This window comes from Rhodococcus sp. R1101, from assembly GCF_000278445.1.
GTDB lineage: Bacteria > Actinomycetota > Actinomycetes > Mycobacteriales > Mycobacteriaceae > Rhodococcus > Rhodococcus gordoniae.
This window is the reverse complement of record NZ_AJVB01000241.1, coordinates 1-5819: the sequence shown is the minus strand read 5'-3', so window position 1 is coordinate 5819 and position 5819 is coordinate 1. Positions and strand designations below refer to the sequence as shown.

Here is a 5819-nt window from a genome sequence, read left to right as displayed (position 1 = left end):
ACTCTGCGACGAGCGACCACCTCGGCGATCCCGACATCGTGCTCGACGGGATCGTCGGCATCTCGGGCCGCGGGTCGCTGCGACCGGTCGCTGCCGCCCTCGTCGACGCGATCTCCGCGCCGATCGTCGCGGTCGACACACCCAGCGGCGTCGACCCCGACACGGGTGCGACGGACGGACCTGCGGTGACGGCCGCCGTCACCGTCACCTTCGGCGCCTGCAAACCGGTGCATGCCCTCGCTCCGACACAGTGCGGACGGGTCGACCTCGTCGATATCGGACTCACCCTTCCCGAAGCGCGGCTGGTCGCGGCCGAACCGTCGGAGGTCGGCGCGATCTGGCCGGTTCCCGGCGCCGACGACGACAAGTACAGCCAGGGCGTGGTGGGTATCCGCGCGGGCAGCGCGAGATATCCCGGCGCCGGCGTGCTGTGCACGGGCGCGGCCGTCGCCGCGACCTCCGGCATGGTGCGCTACGCCGGGTCGGGTGCCTCCGAGGTGCTCGCGCGGTTCCCCGAAGTCGTCGTGTCACCCTCGGTGGCCGAGACCGGACGAGTTCAGGCCTGGGTGGTCGGCCCCGGTGCCGGTACAGACGACGAGGCCTGCGCGACCCTGCGCGACATCCTCGCCACCGACCTGCCGGTGCTCGTCGACGCCGACGGGCTGACTCTGCTCGCCCGCGTCCCCGATCTGGTGCAGGGACGGTCCGCGCCCACCCTGCTCACCCCGCATGCCGGCGAGTTCGCGCGTCTGACCGGGAATCGTCCCGAACCGGACCGGGTCGGGGCGGTCCGTTCCCTCGCCGCCGACTGGGGTGTGCACGTGCTGCTCAAAGGCCGGGTGACGCTCGTGGCACGACCCGACGGGCATGTCTTCGTCAACGACGCGGGCGGCTCGTGGGCGTCGACCGCGGGCGCCGGCGACGTGCTGGCCGGCATCATCGGGTCTCTGCTCTCGTCGGGCATGCCGGTCGACCTGGCCGCGGCCGCCGGTGCACGGGCCCACGCACTCGCCGCGAACCTCGCCGCGCAGGACCCGAACGCCTCCGGCGCGGCACCGATCTCGGCGAGCGCGATCCTCTCGCGCATCGGCGACTCGATTCGCCTGCTGCGCACCCATATTGCCGAATCGTGACGTGGCACACGGGGACGCGACGTCGGCGTCCGGCGGCGCAGTGGCAGGATCGACAGACGTGACCACGACCCAACGCACCCCGCGACCTGCACGTACCGTCCTTCCACAAGCGGAAGCGGTCATCGATCTCGATGCCGTGGCGGAGAATGTGCGAGCGCTGCGGGAGTACGCGGGTCCGGCCGCGGTCATGGCCGTGGTCAAGGCCGACGCCTACAACCACGGAGCCGTTCCGGTGGCGCGGGCCGCGCTCACCGCGGGCGCCCGCGAACTGGGTGTGACGACGCTCGGCGAGGCCCTCGAACTCCGCTCCGCAGGCATCGAGGCACCGATCCTGTCGTGGCTGCACACTGCGGACTCCGACTTCGCTCCCGCAGTGGAGGCCGGGATCGAACTGGGTCTGTCCTCACCACGGCACCTCGCGGCCGTCGTCGAGGCGGCCCGGCGGGTGGGCATCACTGCGACCGTCACCGTCAAGGTCGACACCGGCCTGAACCGCAACGGAGTGGCGGTCGACGAGTGGGGCGACATGCTCCGCGATCTCGGCCGGGCACAGGCCGAGGGCGTGGTGCGCCTGCGCGGTGCCTTCTCCCACCTCGCTCACGGCGACGAGCCCGAGCATCCGGGCAACGCCGAACAGCGCGACCGGCTGAGCGAGGCCGTCGCGGATCTGCGGCGGCATTCCCTGGCACCGGAGGTGGTGCATCTGTCGAACTCCGCGGCCACCGTCACCCGCTCCGACCTGCGATTCGACATGGTTCGGCCCGGAATTGCGATGTACGGATTGACACCGATCCCGGAACTCGGCGACATGGGCTTCCGGCCGGTGATGACCGTACGGGCGAGGGTGGTGCTGGTGAAGAAGGTGAAGGCGGGGGACGGCGTGTCCTACGGGCACACCTGGACCGCTCCCGCGGATACGACGGTGGCGCTGTTGCCTCTGGGATACGCGGACGGGGTCCGCCGCAATCTCAGCGGGCGCATCGAGGTGCAGCTCGGCGGACGTCGGTGCCCGCAGATCGGGCGCGTGTGCATGGACCAGGTCGTCGTCGACCTCGGTCCCGACGGCGCCGGAGTAAGCGAGGGCGACGAAGCGTTGTTCTTCGGTGACGGGCGTCACGGAGAGCCGAACGCCCAGGACTGGGCCGACAAACTGGACACGATCAACTACGAGATCGTGACCGGGATCGGCGGACGGACGGTCCGGACCTACGTCGGGAGCGAAGGGAGCGTGACGTCATGTCCCTCGTGAGCAGGATGGGACTCCTCGGTGCGAGCCTCGCGACGCTCGCATCGTCGGCGGGTCTGTACGCGGTCAGGACCGCGGGAGCGCCCGCCCACGAGATCTACCGGAACGAGGACTTCGACGAGATCCTCCGGCTCCCGCGCCGGATCGTCACCACCGAGGACGGTGTCCGGCTCGTGGTCCGCGAGAGCGGCTCGGCCCTGGCTCCGCTCACCGTCGTGTTCGTCCACGGCTACTGCTTGCGGATGCAGTCCTGGCACCTGCAGTACCGGCATATGCGCGAACAATGGGGACGCGACGTGCGCGCCGTCTTCTACGACCAGCGTGGCCACGGCGAATCCGGCTTCTCCGGTTCGTCGAAGTGCACCATCGCGCAGCTGGGCCGCGATCTGGGCCGGGTGATCGACGAGGTCGCGCCCACCGGTCCGGTGGTCGTCGTGGGCCACTCGATGGGCGGCATGACCACGATCGCCCTCGCCTCCCAGCGACCCGAACTGTTCGGCGACCGCATCGTGGGGGTCGGACTCCTGGCGACCACCGCGGCAGGCCTCAGCAAGACCGGTATCGGACGCAATCTCGAGAATCCGGTGATCGACGCGTTCCGTTATGCGGCGCGCACCGCCCCCGGTTTCGTGCAGTTCGCGCGCGGCGCTGCGCGTGCTGTCGTGACGCCGATCCTGCGCGCGGCGTCCTACGGCACGGTGGTGAGCCCGCGCCTGGCGCAGTTGTCCGACCGGATGCTCGACGAGACGTCGGTGCCGACCATCGTCAACTTCCTCCGCACCCTCGAACTTCACGACGAGTCCGCGGCACTGCCCGTCCTGGGCACCGTTCCCGTCCTGGTGCTCTCGGGGGACGCCGACATGGTCATCCCGTACGCGAGTTCCGAGGCGCTGGCGGACGAGCTGCCCGACGTCGAACTCGAGCGGGTGCGCGGTGCCGGGCACCTGGTCCAGCTCGAGTTCCCCGAGGTGGTCGACCGTGCGCTCGACCGCCTGATCCAGCGCAGTTTCACGCGGGGAGTGACCGGAAGGCAGAGCGCAAGTGGATGAGTCGCAATCGAATGGGTCGCGGGTGGGTGAGCAGAGCATCGAACTGCCGACCGTGGAGGACACCGAGGCCTTCGGCCGCCGGCTCGCAGCGGAGTTGCGTGCCGGCGACCTCGTGGTGCTCGACGGCCCTCTCGGCGCGGGCAAGACGGCCCTGACCCGGGGAATCGCCGCCGGTCTCGGAGTCGAGGGACGCGTGACGTCGCCGACCTTCGTCATCGCACGCGAACACCGGCCGGGCAGTCCGGAGGGCCGCGAACCGGTGGGGCTCGTCCACGTCGACGCCTACCGTCTCGGCGACGGGCCGGACGCCCTCGACGAACTCGACGCGCTCGACCTCGACACCGATCTGACCGACACGATCGTGGTGGTCGAATGGGGTGGTGGCCTGGTCGAACAGCTCGCCGAACGGCACCTGCGGGTCCGGCTCCGGCGCGATCCGGGCACCGACACCCGGCGTGCCGCCTGGGAGTGGGTGGGCTGACCCTCCGGAAGCCTCCGGAGTGCACTGCCTGCCGGTGGCTTCGGTCACTGCGCACCGACCGGACAGTTCGCGCGGGGTAGGCTGATACATCGTGCTCGTGCTCGCCGTCGATACCGCCACCCCCGCCGTGACCTCGGGAGTCGTCCGTCTCGACCGTGGTCGAAGCGACGCCCGGCCCGAGGTGGTCGCCGCACGGGTCACCGACAATCCGCGAGCGCACGCCGAAGTCCTCACGCCGCAGATCCTCGAGTGCCTCGCCGAAGCCGGTGCCGCACCCTCGGATCTCGACGCGATCGTCGTCGGCATCGGCCCCGGCCCGTTCACCGGTCTCCGCGTCGGCATGGCCACCGCGGCCGCCTTCGGCGATGCTCTCGGAATCCCCGTGCACGGTGTGTGCAGCCTCGATGCGATCGCCGCCGACGTCCACCGCGAACACGGTGCGGACGACGATCTGCTCGTGGTCACCGACGCCCGTCGTCGCGAGATCTACTGGTCGCGCTATTCCGGCGGTCGCCGGATCGATGGACCCGAGGTGCACAAGCCCGCCGACGTGCCCGCGGAGCCGTCGGTGCGTGTCGCCGGATCGCCGTCGCATGTCGCGCTGTTCGACCTCCCCGAGGTGGACGTGCAGAGCCCGTCCCCGGCAGGACTGGTGGCCGTCGCCGCCGACGCCCTGCGCGCGGGTACCGAACCGGCCCCGCTCGTTCCCCTGTACCTGCGCCGGCCCGACGCGGTGGAGACCGCGAACCGTCGAGCATGAACGCGACCCCCGAGGAGAACACGGCCGCCGGCGACGCAGTCGTCATCGATGCGCTGCGCCCTGAGGATGCGCCGCGCTGCGCCGAACTCGAGCAGATCCTGTTCCCCGGCGACGACCCGTGGAGTGCGGATGCCTTCCGTTCCGAGCTGGCGGCGCCCCACAACCGCTACTTCGCCGCGCGCGACCCGCAGGGGCGCCTGATCGGTTACGCGGGGCTCGCGCGCCTCGGTACAGCGATCGGACCCGAGTCCGAGGTGCACACCATCGGCGTGGATCCCGCGGCGCGCCGCCGGGGGATCGGCGGGGCCCTGCTGGACGAGTTGCTGGCCGTGGCCGACCGCTGGGGAGGGCCGGTCTTCCTCGAAGTGCGCACCGACAACGATCCGGCGATCGCCCTGTACCGGCGCGAGGGCTTCGAGATCGTCGGAACCAGGAAGCGTTACTACCAGCCGAGCGGCGCGGACGCGTACACGATGCGTCGTCCGGATCCGCGAGAGGAGTCACCGGCGTGAGCACCACCAGTTCCCGATTCGAGCTGCCCGAGTGTCCCGTCGTGATGGGCATCGAGAGTTCGTGCGACGAGACCGGTGTCGGCATCGTCCGCTGGGTGGGCGACGGCACCCTCGAGCTGATGGCCGACGCGGTGGCGTCGAGTGTCGACGAGCATGCCCGATTCGGTGGTGTGGTGCCGGAGATCGCGTCGCGCGCCCACCTCGAAGCGATGGTGCCGACCATGCGGCGTGCGCTGGACGAAGCGGGGCTCGAGAAGCCGGACGCGGTGTGTGTGACGATCGGCCCGGGTCTCGCGGGGGCACTGCTCGTCGGTGTTGCGGCGGCCAAGGCCTACGCGGCGGCATGGAACGTGCCGTTCTTCGCGATCAACCACCTCGCGGGTCATGTCGCGGTCGACACCCTCGAACACGGGCCGATGCCGCCCTGCGTGGCGCTGCTCGTCTCCGGTGGGCACACCCATCTGCTGCACGTCGAACATCTCGGCAAGCCCATCGTCGAACTCGGCACGACCGTCGACGACGCCGCCGGGGAGGCCTTCGACAAGGTCGCCCGTCTGCTGGGGCTCGGCTACCCGGGAGGTCCCGAGGTCGACCGGCTGGCCCGCGAGGGCGATCCCACCGCGGTCGTCTTCCCCGGT

7 protein-coding genes are annotated in these 5819 nt (G+C 70.9%); all 7 read left to right on the top strand.

Translation table 11 applies throughout. From position 1 onward, the window contains the following. Positions 1–1133, top strand: a 1133-nt coding sequence (locus R1101_RS0114855; RefSeq protein WP_016934193.1) for an NAD(P)H-hydrate dehydratase, incomplete at its 5' end; no start/stop codon positions are given. 58 nt (positions 1134–1191) lie between these two features. Further along, positions 1192–2382: an alanine racemase gene (gene alr, locus R1101_RS0114850; protein WP_016934192.1), complete on the top strand. Its 1191-nt coding sequence runs from the start codon at positions 1192–1194 to the stop codon at positions 2380–2382. After that, entirely contained in the window at positions 2370–3428 is a 1059-nt protein-coding gene (locus tag R1101_RS0114845) for an alpha/beta fold hydrolase (RefSeq protein WP_016934191.1), read from the top strand. Before alr ends, R1101_RS0114845 begins: the two co-directional genes overlap by 13 nt. 22 nt (positions 3429–3450) lie before the next feature. Beyond that, positions 3451–3909: a tRNA (adenosine(37)-N6)-threonylcarbamoyltransferase complex ATPase subunit type 1 TsaE gene (gene tsaE, locus R1101_RS0114840; protein ID WP_016934190.1), complete on the top strand. Its 459-nt coding sequence runs from the start codon at positions 3451–3453 to the stop codon at positions 3907–3909. A gap of 91 nt (positions 3910–4000) precedes the next feature. After that, the gene (gene tsaB / locus R1101_RS0114835) at positions 4001–4669 is read left to right on the top strand and encodes a tRNA (adenosine(37)-N6)-threonylcarbamoyltransferase complex dimerization subunit type 1 TsaB (protein WP_016934189.1); all 669 of its coding nucleotides are present in this window, start codon (positions 4001–4003) and stop codon (positions 4667–4669) included. Then, the gene (gene rimI / locus R1101_RS0114830) at positions 4666–5181 is read left to right on the top strand and encodes a ribosomal protein S18-alanine N-acetyltransferase (RefSeq protein WP_016934188.1); all 516 of its coding nucleotides are present in this window, start codon (positions 4666–4668) and stop codon (positions 5179–5181) included. Before tsaB ends, rimI begins: the two co-directional genes overlap by 4 nt. Before the next feature lie 44 nt (positions 5182–5225). Next, positions 5226–5819, top strand: a 594-nt coding sequence (locus R1101_RS0114825; RefSeq protein ID WP_037223585.1) for an O-sialoglycoprotein endopeptidase, incomplete at its 3' end; no start/stop codon positions are given.

Excerpts from the sequence above, each read along its gene's own strand:
- R1101_RS0114845 (WP_016934191.1), top strand. The coding sequence starts at position 2,370 with ATGTCCCTCGTGAGCAGGATGGGACTCCTCGGTGCGAGCCTCGCGACG.
- rimI (WP_016934188.1), top strand. The coding sequence starts at position 4,666 with ATGAACGCGACCCCCGAGGAGAACACGGCCGCCGGCGACGCAGTCGTC.